Source organism: Sorangium sp. So ce836, assembly GCF_028553905.1.
In the GTDB taxonomy this organism is placed as follows: domain Bacteria; phylum Myxococcota_A; class Polyangia; order Polyangiales; family Polyangiaceae; genus Sorangium; species Sorangium cellulosum_D.
Map to the genome: position 1 here is coordinate 6,871,346 of NZ_CP102233.1, position 15,316 is coordinate 6,886,661.

9 protein-coding genes are annotated in these 15,316 nt (G+C 72.0%); 4 read left to right on the forward strand and 5 right to left on the reverse strand.

From position 1 onward, the window contains the following. The first annotated feature begins 139 nt into the window (after positions 1–139). From NQZ70_RS24995 to NQZ70_RS25010, 4 genes are all read left to right on the forward strand, one after another. A complete protein-coding gene (locus tag NQZ70_RS24995) occupies positions 140–2,575 on the forward strand; it encodes a heavy metal translocating P-type ATPase (protein WP_129576434.1) in 2,436 nt (811 codons plus the stop codon). Between the two features lie 181 nt (positions 2,576–2,756). Then, positions 2,757–4,748, forward strand: coding sequence for a hypothetical protein (locus NQZ70_RS25000; protein WP_237245584.1), 1,992 nt, complete (start codon positions 2,757–2,759; stop codon positions 4,746–4,748). Positions 4,749–5,023: 275 nt separating this feature from the next. Further along, complete coding sequence (locus NQZ70_RS25005) at positions 5,024–6,427, forward strand: selenium-binding family protein (RefSeq protein ID WP_129576435.1); 1,404 nt, start codon at positions 5,024–5,026, stop codon at positions 6,425–6,427. Between the two features lie 6 nt (positions 6,428–6,433). Continuing rightward, positions 6,434–7,072 (forward strand): hypothetical protein, encoded by a 639-nt coding sequence (locus NQZ70_RS25010; RefSeq protein WP_129576436.1) that lies wholly within the window; start codon positions 6,434–6,436, stop codon positions 7,070–7,072. A gap of 39 nt (positions 7,073–7,111) precedes the next feature. On the opposite strand, the gene NQZ70_RS25015 is transcribed toward NQZ70_RS25010, so the two are convergent. The 5 genes from NQZ70_RS25015 to NQZ70_RS25035 all read right to left on the reverse strand — a co-directional run bounded on the left by NQZ70_RS25015 (position 7,112) and on the right by NQZ70_RS25035 (position 15,314). After that, on the reverse strand, positions 7,112–8,791 hold the full coding sequence (locus NQZ70_RS25015; protein ID WP_237245585.1) for an RICIN domain-containing protein: 1,680 nt from the start codon (positions 8,789–8,791) through the stop codon (positions 7,112–7,114). A gap of 140 nt (positions 8,792–8,931) precedes the next feature. Beyond that, positions 8,932–9,939 (reverse strand): NAD-dependent epimerase/dehydratase family protein, encoded by a 1,008-nt coding sequence (locus tag NQZ70_RS25020; RefSeq protein ID WP_129576438.1) that lies wholly within the window; start codon positions 9,937–9,939, stop codon positions 8,932–8,934. 164 nt (positions 9,940–10,103) lie between these two features. Beyond that, positions 10,104–11,474, reverse strand: a complete 1,371-nt coding sequence (locus NQZ70_RS25025) for a DUF1552 domain-containing protein (protein ID WP_237245586.1) — start codon at positions 11,472–11,474, stop codon at positions 10,104–10,106. A gap of 1 nt (position 11,475) precedes the next feature. After that, the gene (locus tag NQZ70_RS25030; protein WP_129576439.1) at positions 11,476–13,188 is read right to left on the reverse strand and encodes a DUF1592 domain-containing protein; all 1,713 of its coding nucleotides are present in this window, start codon (positions 13,186–13,188) and stop codon (positions 11,476–11,478) included. Positions 13,189–13,634: 446 nt separating this feature from the next. After that, positions 13,635–15,314: a lipase maturation factor family protein gene (locus NQZ70_RS25035; RefSeq protein ID WP_129576440.1), complete on the reverse strand. Its 1,680-nt coding sequence runs from the start codon at positions 15,312–15,314 to the stop codon at positions 13,635–13,637. Positions 15,315–15,316: the final 2 nt, after the last annotated feature.

A 15,316-nucleotide genomic window follows, 5' to 3' on the forward strand; every position in this document is an offset into this window, starting at 1 on the left:
GCTCGGCGCGGCCGGAGCGGCTTCGGCCCTGCGCCGCGGGAGCCGTACCGGTCGTTCCGGGGTAGATAGCGTGGCCGGAGCGGCTGCGCCTGCGCAGGCGGACGGGAGGCGAGCCGCGCGCTCGCGGAATGGAGAGGCCATGACGACGAACCCCCAGCTCGCGGAGCCGACCCGGGCGACGGCCGCGCCCGGAGCGAACGCCGCGACCGTGGAGCAGCGCGCCCGGATGGACCTCCCGGTGCAGGGCATGACCTGCGCGGCGTGCGTACGCCGCGTGGAGAAGGCGCTGCGCGCGACGCCCGGCGTCGCGGAGGCGACGGTCAACCTCGTGACCCAGCGGGCGACGATCGCCTACGACGCGCAGACGACCACGCCGGCCGCGCTGGCCCACGCCATCGAGGAGGCGGGCTACGAGGTGCCCGAGGTGCCCGACGCCTCCGCCGTCGACGGCGCCCCCTCAGCGCCCGCCGACGCCGGCGACACCGCAGCATCCGCCGACGCCGCCGCCCGCGCGGCCGCCGCGGCCGCTCCGGCGCCGCGTTCGCACCCGGCCGCCTCCGAGCGCGCCGCCGCCATGGACGCGGCCGAGCAGCGGGAGCGGCGCGCGCTCCGGCGCGACGTCGCGATCGCCGCCGCGTTCACGGCCCCCCTGCTCGCCGTGGCCATGTCCCACGGCGCGATCCCGGCGCTCGACGGCGCCTTCGGGCGCTGGCTCTCGCTCGCGCTCGCCACGGTCGTGGTCCTCGGGCCGGGGCGCCGGTTCTTCCGCCTGGCCTTCGGCGCGCTCCGGCACCGCGCCGCCGACATGAACACCCTCGTGAGCCTCGGGGCCGGCGCCGCCTGGCTCTACTCGACCGCCGCGGTCGTGGCGCCCGGCCTCTTCCCGCACGCCGAGCACGGCCACCTGCCGCCCGTCTACTTCGAGGCCGCGGCCGCGATCGTCACCTTCGTGCTGATCGGCAGGCTGCTCGAGACGCGCGCGCGGAAGCGGCTCGCCGACGCCGTGCGCGGGCTCGTGGCGCTGCAGCCGAAGACCGCGCGGCGCCTCCGCGGCGACGCCGAGGACGAGGTGCCCGCCGCCGCGCTCGCGCCCGGCGACCTCGTGCTGGTGCGGCCCGGCGAGCGCATCGCGACCGACGGCGAGGTGGTCCGCGGCGCGTCCGCGGTCGACGAATCGATGCTCACCGGCGAGAGCATGCCCGTCGACAAGACCGCGGGCTCGGCCGTGCTCGGCGGGACGCTCAACCAGAGCGGCGCCCTCACCTTCCGCGTCACCAAGACCGGCGCGGACACCGCGCTCGCGCGCATCGTCGAGGCCGTGGAGCAGGCGCAGGGGTCGCGCGCGCCGATCGCCCGCCTCGCCGACGTGGTGAGCGGCGTCTTCGTCCCCGTCGTCGCCGCCGTCGCGTCGCTCGCCTTCGTCGCGTGGCTCGCGGTCGATCCGACCGCGGCGGGCCTCGCCGCGGCGATCGAGCGGTTCGTCGCGGTGCTCGTGATCGCCTGCCCGTGCGCGCTCGGCCTGGCCACGCCGGCGGCCGTGGCCGTCGGGACGGGGCGCGGCGCGGAGCTCGGCGTCCTCGTCAAGGGCGGCGCGGCGCTCGAGGCGGCGAGCCGCGTCGACACGGTGCTGCTCGACAAGACCGGGACGCTCACCTCGGGGCGGCCCGAGCTCACCGACGTCGTTGCCCTCGCGGGCCACGGCGAGGCGGAGCTCCTCGGCCTCGCCGCGGCCGCGGAGCTCGAGAGCGAGCACCCGGTGGCGCGGGCGATCGTCGAGGGCGCGCGCGGCCGCGGCGTGGGCCTCCCGGCGGCCTCGGATTTCCGCGCGGAGATCGGCCACGGCATCGAGGCGCGCGCCGCGGGACGCCTCGTGCGCGCCGGCACCGCGGCGTGGCTGCGCCGGGCGGGCATCGACACGGGCGCGCTGGAGGCCGAGGCCGAGCGGCTCGCCGCGCAGGGCCGCACGCCGTCGTTCGTGGCCGTCGACGGGCGGCTCGCGGGGCTCGTGGCGGTCGCCGACCGGCCCACCGAGGAGGCGCGCCGCGCCGTCGCGGCCCTGCGGCAGCTCGGCGTCGAGGTGGCCATGGTGACCGGCGATCGGGCGGGCGCCGCGCGCGCCGTCGCCGAGGAGCTCGGCATCCGCGCGGTGTTCGCGGAGGTGAGGCCGGAGGACAAGGCGAGGATCGTCCGCGAGCAGCGGGCCGCCGGCCGCCGGGTGGCCATGGTCGGCGACGGCATCAACGACGCGCCCGCGCTCGCCGGCGCGGACGTGGGGATCGCGCTCGGCAGCGGCGCGGACGTCGCGGTCGCGTCCGCCGACGTGGCGCTGCTCCGCGGCGGGATCGCCGGCCTGCCGGTGGCGCTCGGGCTCGCGCGCGCCACGCTGCGCACGATCCGCCAGAACCTCTTCTGGGCGTTCATCTACAACGTGCTCGGCATCCCTGTCGCGGCGGGCCTCCTGTACCCGCTCACCGGGTGGCTCCTCTCGCCCGTCCTCGCGAGCGCGGCGATGTCGCTGTCGAGCGTGTCGGTGCTCACCAACTCCCTCAGGTTGCGCGCGTTCGGCCGCGGCTGACGTCGAGAATGAACGCTCGATGACGGGATTCCGCGTCGTTCGCCGACGTCCGCTCGCAACGATGGCGCGCGGGCGCTCCGCCGCACGCCCACACGCACGCCGCGAAGCATCATCCGGACGCCGACGGGGGTGAATGCTAGAAACTGCGGGCGCACCAAAGTCCCAGAAATATGGAGGATCTATGAGAACTTACGACCGGCATACTGGCACAGCCGTTGCTCTTACCGTGCTCCTCGCGGCGCAGGCCGCTGACGCCGCCGTCACGGTCAACATCGTCCACCCGCACAACGAGATCATCGAGGGCGGCACGATCCCGGTGCGCGTCGAAGCGTCGTCCCTCGACGAAATCTACTATGTGGAGGCGGAGTTCGAGGGCCTCACCATCGAGCTCACGCCGACGGGAGACGGCTACTACGAGGGCGCATTCGAGCTTGGCGAGCTCGGCAGCGAGCTCCCCTACGGCCCTTATGTCGTGACGGTCAACGCGTACGACACGTTCGGCGAGGGGGCGAGCGATGAGGGCATCGTGCACCAGTATGCGCCCCCGACCGTGGCGTGGAACGTGCTGCCGCACGACACCCTCACGGCCGGCTGGCGCTTCGAAGCGAAGTGCATCCCGACGCCGCCCTACGAGTGCAAGGAGCTCTCGGCGCGGTTCGACAGCCCGAGCGGAAGCTACCAGTTCTACAACGACGTGCGGTCGCCCTACCCGCAGCCCGTGCCGGGACGGCTCTACGTCAAGGAGGACAATGGCGGGAGTGGCTACTGGCTCCCATCGGGCAAGACGTACACGCTCACGGTCTCGGCGAACGTCGGCGTCGGCCCCGGCGTCACCAGGACGGTCGGCCCCATCCATGTCGACCGCAGCCCGAGGCTCACCGCCGTCCAGCGCGCTCCCGGCACCATCCTCGATTTCGACGCCACGCGGTTCCTCTTCCTGGATTACCTCCGGCGCATCGGGATCTTCGATCGCAACACCCACCAGATCACGTGGGTCGAGGCCATCCCGGAATGGGCGGCCCCCCAGCTCGGCGCCGTCTACGGGGCGCTCACGCCGTCGGGGTCCGTGTACCAGTCGGCGACCGGCTACATTCTCTCCTGGGTCGATGGCGTCCGGCGCCAGATCGCGAGCGCGACGATAACGCCGCGCCTCGACGCCGTGAACGGCAATACGGCCGTGTGGACATCGTACAACGACGACTGGGCGCACGAGCACTCGCTGTCGACGGGCACGAACCGGACCCTCTGGTACAACCCGGGGAGCCGATCGCCGTTCCAGGCCGACATCCCGGCCTCGGGCGGCGTCTTCTTCGGCACCTACGAGAGCGCGTCGATCGTCGGGCCGGGCAACGCGCTCCTCGGGGATCACGCGGGCAACCTGCAGCGGCCGATCACCGACGGAACGAACGTCGTCGGCCGGTGGTGGGACGGAATGACGAGCTCGAGCTATCTCTACACCGCAGAGGGTGAGGAGGTGTTCCTCGGCGACTCGCTCACCAACACCTCGGCCGGGCTGCTGGCGCACGCGGGCTACGCCGCCTTCCTGAAGAGCGATGGCGACGCCAACCAGATCTGGCTGCGGACCCCCGACGGCGAGCAGCACCAGATCAGCGATTTCCCGAAGTCGAGCCGGTTCGACCAGGCGAAGCTCCGGGTCGGCCACGACGGCATCAGCGACGCCGGCGAGGTCCTGTTCCTGTACGAAGGCAAGCGCTATATCGGCCGGCCGGGGGGAGCCCCCGAGCCGATCAGCACCGAGCTCGGGCACGGCCGCTGGCTCGACGGGAGCTGGTATGTGACCATCGGCAACACGCTGTTCCAGGTCTCGACCCCTGCCAGCGCCGCCGCGCGGCTCGCCGCGACGGGGATCGAGGAGCTCGCGCGGGGCGAGGGCGTCGGCGAGCGCGAGGTGCTGTCCACGTCGTTCGCCGAGCGAGAGGCGCTCGACGCGACGGTGTGGGCTCGGGATCTGCACGAGCCCGACGCGCTGCCGGCGTCGGCCGACGGCGCCGAGCTGCTCGGCGACGTCGATACGGACACCGGCGCCGACATCGCGCCGGCCGGGGCGGGGTGCAGCACCTCGGGCCCGGCGGGCTCTGCCGGCGGCGCCGCCGCGCTCGCCGCGGCGCTCGCAGGCCTCGCGCTCGCGCGCCGCAGCCGCGCGCGCTCGTAGCGCGCCCCGCGCCACCTCGCCGCCGACCCGGGGCCCTGGCGCCGCCGGAAACTCACCGCGACCGTAGATCCCGCCCGCGGTGTCTGTTATAACGGACGCACGTCCACGCTCCGATCGGGTCCACGCCGATGCGCAGCGCCGCCGTGTGGGACGAAGCGCATCGACCCGGCAACGAACCGTCCATCACCGCCTCACGCCGCGAGCGTCGCGCGCCGGGAACGGCGGCGGCGCCCCGGAAAACACGCGAACGCCCAGCACCCAAGGAGACGCAGCGCATGCGCTTTCGTCCGGATCCCACCTTCTACCCTTCGCCGCGCCTGGCGATGGATGCGCCGCCCGAGCGGCTGGCCTACGTGACGGCGCTCGACGCGGGCGCCGCGCTGAAGCGCCCGGGCAGCCTCCGCCACGACGCGCTCACGGTCGTCGACCTCGACCCGAGATCGCCCGCGTATGGCACCCTCGTCTCGGTCAACGAGCTGCCGACTTACGGCGACGAGCTCCACCACTCGGGCTGGAACGCGTGCAGCGCCTCGCTGTGCCCTTACGCGCCGCACCCCCACGTGGAGCGCCGCTTCCTCCTGCTCCCCGCGCTCCGCTCGTCGAACATCTTCGTCTTCGACGTCAAGCCGGACCCGCGCCGCCCCGAGCTCGTCCACACGGTCCGGGCCGAGGAGATCGCGAAGCGGGCCGGCTACTCGCGCCCGCACACGCTGCACTGCGGGCCCGACGGCATCTACGTGAGCGCGCTCGGCAACCCCCAGGGCGAAGGGCCAGGGGGCATCTTCGTGCTCGACTGCGAGAGCTTCGACGTGCTCGGCCGCTGGGAGATCGACCGCGGGCCGCAGTTCCTCCACTACGACTTCTGGTGGCACCTCGGCCACGACACGCTGCTGACGAGCGAGTGGGGGACGCCGAAGATGATCGAGGACGGCGTGAATCCGGAGCTCCTGCTCGGCAAGAAATACGGCCACAAGATCCATGTCTGGGATCTCCGGAAGCGGAAGCACCTCCAGGCGCTGGATCTCGGCGACGAGCACCAGATGGCGCTGGAGCTCCGCCCCGCGCACGACCCGACCAAGGCCTATGGCTTCGTCGGCGTCGTCGTGAGCGTCAAGGACCTCTCCGCCTCGGTCTGGCTCTGGCATCGCGACGGCGACCGGTGGGCGATCCGCAAGGTCATCGAGGTGCCGGCCGAGCCGGCGGATCCCGATCTCTTGCCGCCGCTGCTCAAGGGCTTCAAGGCCGTCCCGCCCCTCATCACCGACATCAACCTCTCCCTCGACGACCGGTTCCTCTACGTGTCTTGCTGGGGCACGGGCGAGCTCCGCCAGTACGACGTGTCGGACCCGTTCCACCCGAAGCTGACCGGCTCGGTGCACCTCGGGGGCGTGGTCCGCAGGGCGGCGCACCGCCGCTCCGGGCCGCTGCGCGGCGGGCCGCAGATGGTCGAGGTGAGCCGCGACGGGCGGCGCATCTACTTCACGAACTCGCTCTACGCCTCGTGGGACGAGCAGTTCTATCCCGAAGGCGTCGGCGGCTGGATGGCCAAGGTCGACGCGGCCCAAGGCGGCGGCATCGCGCTCGACCCCGAGTTCTTCGTCGACTTCGGCCCCTTGCGCCCGCACCAGGTGCGGCTCGAGGGGGGCGACGCGTCGTCGGATTCGTTCTGCTATCCCTAGCTCGCCATGACGCCCTGGCTCACGCTGGCGCTCCTCGGCGCTTATCATGGCATCAACCCGGGCATGGGCTGGCTGTTCGCGGTCGCGCTCGGCCTGCAGGAGAAGAGCGGCCGCGCGGTGCGGCGGGCGCTCGTGCCGATCGCGATCGGCCACGCCGCCTCGATCGGGCTCACGGTCGCGCTGCTCGGGCTCGGGCTCGCGAGCGTGCCCGCCGCGGCGCTCCGCTGGTTCACGGCGATCGCGCTCGTCGCGTTCGGCGCGCTCAAGCTCGTGAGGCCGCGCCACCCGAGGTGGGTCGGCATGCGCGTCGGCTTCCGCGATCTGACCTGGTGGTCCTTCCTGATGGCTACCGCGCACGGCGCCGGGCTCATGCTGCTCCCGGTCTTCCTGCTCGGCGCTGACAACCCGGCGCCGTGCCATGGCGCCGGGTGTCACAACGCAGCTGGCCTGTCGCTGACGAGCCCCGCGGGCTACCTCGCCGCCGTCCTCGTGCACACGGCCGCCATGATGGCGGCGGCCGCGGCGGTCGCGCTCGTGGTCTATCACAGGCTCGGCGTCGCGATCCTCCGCACGGCCTGGTTCAACCTCGATCGGGCGTGGGCTGCCGCGCTCATCGGCGCCGGCGTCATCGCGATCCTGGTCTGACGCCGGTCACCCGCCCGTCGATTCGCCGTCGATTCGCCGTCAATTCGCCACGACGAGCTGCCACCGCTGCTCCTCGCCGCCGCTGCTCCCCCGCTGCTCGATCGCGGCAGCGTCCTCGGTCGAGCCCTGGACGACCCCGACCAGCTTGCCGCTGTTCTTGTTCCTGATCTGGAAGTCGCCGCCGCCCAGATCGATGAAGAGCCACGCCTGGTTGTCGCCGTCGTGGTCCGTCCATTGCTTCAGCGCGATCCCGTCGCTCTTCGACTCGTCGGGGACGTCCAGCACCTTGCCGCTCTTGACGTTGGTCAGCCGGAAGTAGCCCGCGCCGTTGTAGTTGAGGCTCCACTTCTGGTTGTCTCCGCCGTCGTCCGCGCTCTGGACCACCGCGGCCCCGTCCTCGGACGACGCGCCCGCGACCGTCATCACCTTGCCGCTCTTCTCGTTCATGAGCTTGAAGCGGTTCGTCGCCCCGGTGACGCTCCCCACCGTCGTGTCGATGGTCAGCGTGTTGTTCCAGCTCATGCTCATGGTCGTGTCCGAGGGGAACGAGATCGGTTGCCAGACATAGGTCGAGTCGTTGACCCGCCCGCCCCAGGCGCCCGCCCAGCGATCCCCCATGTACAGATAGGCCGTCCCCGCGCTCCCCTGGACCGGGAGCACGTACGTCGACTGCGAGTGGTAGGTCGTGCCGTCGGCGACGTTGGTCATCGTCGACCAGCCGCGCTCGAGCGAGCGGGACGTCGCGTACTTGGCCTGATTGGGGTCCCAGCCCGTGGCCCCGGAGGTCAGCAGGAAATAGACGCCGTTCCGCTTGAAAAGCGCCGGCGCCTCCCGGTGTCCGCCGGGGAAGAGCACGGCCGCCAGCCGGTCGACGGCCAGGTAGTCGGGGGTCAGCGCGTAGAGGTTGAGATCGTAGTTCTCGTTCGACGCCGAGATGAAGTAGCCCTTGCCGTCCTCGTCGACGAAGAGGCCGCAGTCCCGGGACATGTACCCGGGCTTGCCGTGGTCGGTCACCCCGGTGCCCGCGAGCGGCCGGAAGCTGCCGTGATACGTGTAGTCGCCGTCCACGGTGCTCGAGCTCGCGACCGCGGCCCGGGCCTCGCCGTAGTTCACCCCGTTCTCCCAGTGCATCCACATCACGTATTTGCCCGTGGAGGCGTTGTAGACCACCTTCGGGCGCTCGATGTTGGCCGGGTCGAGGTCCTCGTCGGAGTCCATGGTCAGCACATGGTTCCTGAACTCCCAGCGCCGCAGGTCCGACGACCGGTAAGCGGACACGGCATAGAACGTCCCGTTCGGGTTCCGGTTCTCGCCGAACCAGTAGTAATAGGAGCCCACCTTGATCACCCCGCCCCCGTGCGCCTGGATGGGGTTGCCCGAGGTGTCGGCCCACTGAATGCCGTTGACCAGGGGCCCGACCGGCGGGAGCGGCTCCGGGCCACCGCCCTCGCCGGCAGACCCGCCGTCGCCGGGCGCGCCGCCGTCTCCGGGCCCACCGCCGGAAGGGGCGCCGACCCCCGAGGTGACGCCGCCGCCGGGCGCGCCGCCGCTGCCGGGCGCGCCGCCGCCGCCGGAGGCGCCGGAGGCGCCGACCCCCGAGGTGACGCCGTCCCCGGGTGTCGCGCTCCCGGCGCCCTCGGCCGTACCGGCATCGCAGGCCGCGAGGCCGACCCCCGCGACCAGCAGGCACACCATCGGAGACAAGGAATCGAGACGCATGATGCCCTCCAGAAAGAGCACCATCTCCAGGCCTTCAACCGGGCTTGTCAAGGCCCTCGCGCGCGCGGTGGCAGCGCTGGGATGTTCCGCTCTCGTGCGAACAGCCAGCCTCGGCGATCTCGGCCGCTCGCGCCGGCCGATCAGCGCGCGCGCGCCGGAATCCCCGCCGCGGCGCTCGGGGCGGCGAGCTCGTACCTGTTCCGGGCCCAGGCCGCGACGTCCGCGACCTGCCGCTCCACGGGAGTCGCCGACACGCCGAAGGTCTCGCGGAATCGCGTGTCGTCGATGACATAAGGCACGTCCCACTGGTACGCCATCTCGACGGCCTCGCGCACGAACGGCGAGAACAGGCCGACCGCGCGCAGCACGAGGCGCGGGAGCCGCGCGACCTTCACCTCGACCCCGAGCGCGCGGCCGAGGCGCCGCGCGAGCGCGCGCGTGCTCTCGGCGGGCGCCGTCGGCAGGTGCCAGATGTGGCCCATGGCCTCTTCCCGCTCGCCCAGCGTCACGAGGCCGCGCGCCACGTCCTCCACGTATGTATAGGAGTGGGGCATGTCGGGATCGCCCATGCATTCCACGGCCTTTCCGGCGAGCGCGCGCGTATAGAAGCGCTCGCCCCAGGCGGACAGCGGCACGTTGGCGCCGAAGAAGTCGCTGGCGCGCCCGATGGCGACGCGCACGTCGCCGCGACGCTGGGCCCCGAGGCGCATCTCCTCGAGGTCGACGCGCAGCGCGCCCTTCTTGCTGCACGGGCGGCGCGGCGAGCCCTCGCGCATGGGCCCGTCGGGCACGCCGTACATGTAGAGGCAATCGAGCGCCACGAGCTTCGCGCCCGCCTTGCTCGCGCCGTGCACGGCGCCCCGCGCGATGGGCAAGAGCTGCGCGGGCCAGAGATGGTAAGGCGGGTTCATGCAATCGTAGACCACGCTGGCGCCGCGCGTGGCCTCCTCGGCGAAGGCGAGCTCGGTGATGTCGCCGCACACCGACGTGAGCCCCGGCCGCTCCGGAGCGCGGCGGGTGCGCTGCACCAGGCGCACGCGATGGCCGCGCGCGAGCAGGAGCTCCGCGACGCGCGGGCCGATCTGGCCGGCGCCGAGCACGACATGGAGCTGAGAAGAGGAGCTGGGGGCGGGCGATGCGTTGTCCATGAGCCCAGGATGGTTCTTGCAACGGCGCAAGACAACGCCCGGAAACTGCAAGCGGTGGCGGCAAAAATGCAAGACCTGAGAGGGCGCGGCGCCGGCGAGGCACGCCCGCGACCGAGGCAGATCGCGACGCTACGGGGAGGGTATGTCCCGCCGGCGAGGCGCGGTCAGGTGAGGCCGGGGAGCGGCCCGGTGCTGAACTGGGGGTCGCCGAAGGTCGTGTCGTCGGTCCCCATCGCGTTGGCGATCGAGACCAGCAGATCGTTGTGCTGGCGGGGAGAGCCGCCGTTCGCCAGGTAATCCACGAAGCGGCCGGTGCGGAAGGCCCCACCCGCGCTGCCGGCGAGCAGGAACGGCATGTTCGTGAGCGCGTGCTGCGTCGACTCGCTGATCTCGGTGACCCACAGGACGACGGTGTTGTCGAGGAGCGTGCGATCCCCTTCCGCGTACGAGTCGAGCTTGCCGAGCAAGTAGGCGAGCTGCTCGGCGAACCACGTGTGGATCTTCGAGTACTGCGCCTTGCCCGCGGCGTCCCACTGGTGGGAGATGGCGTGGTGGTTCCCCTGGAGATCGAGGAACGGATAGAGGTGCTCGCTCTCGGCGTACGACCACTGGATCGTGCAGATCCGGGTGAGGTCGCACGCGAGCGCCGCGGCCGCCATATCCATCTGGAGCTTGCCGATGGCAGGCATGTTCGCGTCGTCCGAGAGGTCGATGCGAGCGCCGAGCGACGGGCCCTGGCAGCTCGCGGTCGGGCCGCCGCCGCTCGACGAGCCGCCGCCGGCCAGGCGCGCCTCGATGTCCTGGATCGACTGCAGGTGCGCGTCGAGCTTGACGCGATCTTCCCGGCCGATGCGGGGCCGCACGTCGGCGATGTCCTCGCGCAGGATGTCGAACACGGTCCGCCGCTGCGCGCGGAGCCGATCGAGCGCGTCGGAGCTGCCCTGGCCCTGGCCCGGCACCGAGGCCCCGAAGAGCTGCTGGAACGTGTCGTAGGGATCCTCGCGCGGCGGGATCGGCTGGTCGGGCCCGGCGTAGCAGAGCCGGCCGCGCACCTCCGCGTCGCGGACCTGGACGCCGAGCTCCAGGGTGCGAAACAGCGTCGGCGGCTTCAGCTTGTTCGCGATGTGCTGGTCGAGCGAGATCCCCGACGACCAGCCGGCGTTGTTCGAGTTGAAGCTCCGGAAATTGCCCCGGAGCAGCGCCCGCCCGGTGAGCAGGCCGCCGATGCCCCGCGCGTGCTCGGAGCCGATGTTGGAGTTGACCACGACGTTCATGTTGATCCCGCGCAGCGGGAGCAGCTTCGCCTTGTACGGCGAGAGCGGCTGCAAGAGCGGGCTCAGCGTGAAGTTGGTCTCGGTGCCCTGGGGCATCCATTGCGACTCGAGCGTGCCGTTCGGCGTGTAGAACACCACGAAGCGCTTGGGCGCGGTGGTCTCGTCCCCGCGGGCCAGCTCGGAGTTGAGCAGCGGGATCGTCGCCGTCGCCGCCAGCGCGCCCTGGAGCATCCGCCGCCTCGAGATCATTCGCTGTCTCATCTCACTCCTCCTCTGCCGCGATCGCGCTGCGGAACATGAACGCCTCGGTCTGCGTGGTGGCCACGATGAGCTCCACGAGATCGCCCTCGGAGGCGTCGAACCCGCCGCGCAGCTGGTCGAGCGAGCAGCCGTCGCCGTCCGTCTCGAAGCGACCCGCCGCGTAGCGGAACCACTGGGTCGCGATGCACTCGCGGACCTGCTCGCTCCCGGCGAGCCGCTCCGCCAGCTCGCGGACGCCGACGAACGGGCCATCCACGTCCGCGGACCGGAAGATCTCGCCGGAGCTGTCGATCACCTGCCCGCCCTCCTCGGTGCGGTAGGCGCCGACAGCATCGAAGTTCTCGAACGCGAAGCCGATGGGATCCATCAGCTGATGGCAGCCGGCGCACGACTGGTCGGAGGAGTGCTGCTGGAACCGCTCGCGCGCCGTGGCGCCCTCCTCGCTCGTAGGCGGCGTGAGGTCGACGTTGTCCGGGGGCGGCGGCGGATCGTAACACAGGAACTTCTGCCGGATCGCCTTGCCGCGCAGGACCGGAGACGTCTGATCCGGGTGCGCATGGACGGCCAGGAACGCAGGCTGCGTGAGCAGCCCGGCGCGCTGCTCGGGCGGGAGCTCGACGAGCTGGGGCGTGGTCGTGCCGGGCGGGACCGACACGCCGTACAGCTCGGCGACCGGCTCGGTGGCGAAGCCGACGGGCAGCGTGAGCAGGCTCGACAGCTTTCGATCCCCCGACCACAGCACGTGCTCGATGAACGCGGGCGTCTCGGCGCGCATCCCCGCGACGAGCTCATCGTCGAACCCGGGGAAGGCGCTCTTCTCCTTCACGATGGTCTGGAGCCTCCCGAGGTTGAGCCATTGCTTGTAAAATTCCGCAATGGCCAGGCGCGCCCGCGGGCTCTCGAGCATTTCGCGGGTTCGCTCGGCGAGCTGTTCGCGGGTCTCGAGCAAGCCGGCCTCGGCGGCCGCGAGCAGCTCGTCGTCGGGCCCCGACGCCCAGACGAGGTAGGAGAGGCGGGACGCCATCTCGTACGGATCGAGGCGCACCTTCGGCGCCGAGTCGTCGAGATCGTGGCGCAGCTCCAGGCGGAACAGGAACTTCGGCGACTGCAGCACGGCCCGGAGGACCACCTCGATCCCCTCGCGCAGCGACCCGCCCGTGCGCCCCGCGTCGTAGGCGCGCATCAGCCGGTCGACGTCCTGCGGCGCGAGCGGCCGGCGGAACGCGCGGCGGCCGAAGGTGTCGATGAACTTCCGCGCGCACGCCGCCTCCGCCTCGGCCTGGCCCGCGACGGCGGCCGGGTCGCACGGCAATAGCTTCGACAGATCGCCCGCCACGGCCTCGGCCGCGAGCTGCTCGGCGGCCAGCAGGTACTTCTCGGCGTGCAGCGACGATATCGTCAGCACCGAGGCGTTGTTGTTGAACCCGCCGGCGACCTCGTCCACCGGGAATTGATCGGCAGGGGTAAGCGACGTTCCGAGCAGATCTCGAACCGTGTTGTTGTATTCGAATCGCGTCAGGCGCCGCTGCGGCGCGAGGAGCCGCTCGGTCCCCGCGCACGCCTGCGGGCCGCCTTGTCCGGACCCGGGGACGTCCTCCCCGTCCCCGGCGCCCGCCGCTCCGATCCTCCCGTCGCACCCGGCCGCGAGCGTCAGCGCGAGCGTCGCGGTGGCCGCGAGACAGCCTCGCCAGCGACGACACCTTGAGTCAGCCATACCGTGGCCTCCTACCGTCGTTCACAACCTACGGTGAAGCTTCGGCACGCGTCAAGCGCTGTTCCGGCCAACGATGGATCCGGAAACTGGCGCCCAAGGCTCGATCGGCGCTTGTCGTAAAATCATCGATGACGGACTTCACCGCTAGCACGAGCGGCGATTCAAAGCCTGCCTCGATGCGGCCCGATCGGCTCGATTGACTGGCCGCGTCAACGCAGCAGATCGCACCGCGCCATCTCGGCGACTCGGGCCAAGAAAATTGCACTCACGCCGAAGCCATCGTGTCTCTCCGCGCCACCGCGCCGAAACCTGGACCGCGATCCCCAGAATGCCCGCGCTGCGGCGCCTTGATCACGAGCGCGCCAGAAATCCGACCGCGCGCGGGCGCCGGGCTGCTCTCCGGGGGAGCGCCGGCGCGCGGCGCGACGAGCGCGCGCTCCGAAGGATTACGGGGTGTCCTCGACTCCGCTCCTGCCATCCTTCGCGGGCGCGGCCGCGCGGGAGGCAGGCAGCCGCAGCCATCCGTGCGCGGCGAGGAAGCGGCGCAGCGCCGGGTCGTCGGCGGACAGCGGCGGCAGGTACTCTCCGACGCGCTCGCGGCGCCACCACGCGCCGCTGCCGTCGCCGATGCGGGTGAAGCTGTACCGATAGAGCTCGGCGCGGATGTACCGGGGCGGCGCGCCGGGAAACGGGTTCGTCCCGAGCAGGCGCTGCGCGCCCGGGTCGCCCGTGAGGAGCTTGTAGACGAAGTGGACGAGCCACGGCTCGCTCTCGTAGCTCCCGAAGGCGGCGAACCAGATCTGCCAGTCGAGGCGATAATGATACGGTGTGATGACGCACGGGCGCCGTCGCACGTCGCCCGGCTTGCACGGCAGCTCGTATTCGAGCCATCGCGTCCCCTCCCCGAGCGCCTCGTCGCTCGTGCCCTCCAGGATCACCTCGTAGCGCTCGCGGCCGACGCTGCCGAACGCACCGTAGGTGTTCACCAGACCGAAGCTGTCGAACGTGGCGTTCATCGCCTGCCGCGGCGAGAGCAGGTTCATGACCGGGCTCACGCTGAGGCAGAGCACCAGGACCGCGAGCACGGCGGCGGCGGCGCGGTGCGCGCGCGACGGCGAGCGATGCTCGGAGAGGGCCGCGGCGCGCTCCCTGAGCCGCGCCGGGAAGAGCCGGCCGAGGGCGCCGTCGTCGAAGCAGGCGAGCGCCGGGACGATGGTGAGCCAGTTGAGGAAGGAGAGGTTGCCGCTCGCGATGAGCAGGACCTGGAAGAGCACGAGGAGCGCGCCGGCGGCGTGCCGGGCGCGGCGGGGGCCGAACGCGAACCAGGGGACGACCAGCTCGACGAGGTGATTGAACAGCACGCCGAGCGCGTGCGCCGGCCGCGGGAGCTGGTGAAGGTAATAGCTCAGCGGGCTCGGCACCGGCTGCGTCTCGTAATGATAGACAAGGCACGAGAGGTCGCGCCAGCACGGGTCGCCCCGGAGCTTGATGAGGCCGGCGCCGAGCATGATCCGGAAGATGAGCCAGCGGAAGAGCCAGATCACCACGACCGGCGGCGGCGGCGACCGGAACGGGCGGAAGCCGCGCGCGGGACAGAGGAAGATGGCCAGAAAGCCGGTCTCGGCGAGCTGGTGCTCCCAGCCGTAACCGTAGAAGACCTGCCCGATGTGCACGAACGAGAGGTAAAGCGCCCACAGCGCGAGCTGCACGATCGCGTTGGTGACGCCGGCGCACACGGCGAGCGACAGCGCGACGCCGGCCCACGCGGCGGCGAGGAGGACGCCCTCGGAGGCGCCGAGCCACAGGAAGAGCGTGGGGAGCCGGCGGAACGCGGCGCCGGGCGAGCCGGTCACGGCGAGGAGGCGCTCGAGGAACCGGTCCGCCGGCAGGAGCCCGTCCGGGCCGAGGAGCGGGCCGAGCTGCCGGGCGAGCGAGAAGAACGCGATGAAGTAGACGAAGCCGAGCAGGCGGAGCAGGACGAAGCGCGTCAGCAGGTACGCGCGCGGAGGGCCGAAGAAGCGGCGGAGCGGGTGGCTCCGGATGCGGCGGAGGAACGCGCCGTCGTCGTCGGCCGGCGCGGCTTCGTCGGCCGGCGCTGCGGCGGGGGGCGGTGCTTCGCGAGCCATCG